The organism is Kitasatospora sp. NPDC007106, from assembly GCF_040634455.1.
GTDB lineage: Bacteria > Actinomycetota > Actinomycetes > Streptomycetales > Streptomycetaceae > Kitasatospora > Kitasatospora arboriphila.
In genome coordinates this window covers 1-1178 of the sequence record NZ_JBEYFP010001359.1, presented here as the reverse complement: position 1 = coordinate 1178, position 1178 = coordinate 1, and the positions used below count along the sequence as shown (strand labels likewise).

Below are 1178 nucleotides of genomic sequence, written 5' to 3'. Positions count from 1 at the left end.
CGGCACTCGACGCCGTCCGCGCCTCCCTGGCGGCCGCCGACGCTGCGGACCTCCTCGCGCCCCTCGCCGCGGTCCGCGGGCATCTCGGACCCGACCACCCCGGCCTCGCCGACCTCACCCGGCACACCGACGGCCTACGCCACGACAGCAACCGGCGCCGCGCCTGAACCCGCCCCGCCGATCGACGCCAACAGCACCTCCGGGACCGGCTCGACCGCACCTGAGCAGCCGTCCCCCGCCGAGAGCGGTGCCGTCACCCGACGCGGCACCGCGTGGGTGGCCGACCCGCACGCGAAGTGGAGCACGCCGTCGCAGCGGTGGTCGAGGTCCGGTCCGGGACGCCCTCGCCGGCGGAGGGCGCGGCCTGGTGGGACGGTTGCCGCCCCGGCAGGGTCCGCCCGGCCCTGTCGGGGTGCGATCACCGGTACCACCATGGGAACCGTCGATCGGTTGCGGGCCGGCACGAACCTTCCCGGCGGCCCACGCCACGGCGGCCACGGCGGCCGAGGCGGCCGAGCACGGTGGTGCCAGGTGCCGAGCGGACGTGCCTGGCCTGTCCGCAGTCACCGGCACGCCGATGCGACCGCGCAGGAGGTGGACCAGTGACAGCAGCCGTCGGGCACAGCCGAGGCCTGACCACCGAACAGGCCGACGAGCTGCTGGCCCGGCACGGCCCGAACGAGGTCGCGCCCCCGGCGGGCACTCCGTTGTGGTTCCGGGTCGCCGCCCAGCTGCGTGATCCGCTCGTCCTCGTCCTGCTGGCCGCGGCGGCGCTGACGCTGGCCACGGGCGATCATGCGGATTCGGTCGTGATCGGACTGGTCGTCGTGGTCAACACGGCCGTCGGCGTGGCCCAGGAGGTCCGTGCCGACCGTGCGGTCGCCGCGCTGTCGGCACTCTGCACACCGAGAACGCGCGTGCTCAGGGACGGCGTCGAGCGCGAGGCCGCTTCGACCGGAATCGTTCCGGGGGACGTCGTCCTGCTGGGGGAGGGGGACGTCGTCCCCGCGGACGCCGTGGTCGCCGAGTCCTCCGCACTGCTGCTGGACGAGTCCGTCCTGACCGGCGAGTCCGTGCCCGTGGACAAGGACGTGACACACGATCCCGGCCTCAGTGCCGGAACGGTGGTGGTCCGCGGCCGGGCCGTCGCCACCGTCACCGCCACCGGCGCGGACAGC

1 protein-coding gene is annotated in these 1178 nt (G+C 75.4%); it reads left to right on the top strand.

Annotated features, from left to right (window positions below; translation table 11 throughout):
- Positions 1-602 precede the first annotated feature (602 nt).
- The coding region (locus ABZ641_RS38480; protein ID WP_359989325.1) for a cation-transporting P-type ATPase at positions 603-1178 on the top strand (576 nt) is incomplete at its 3' end.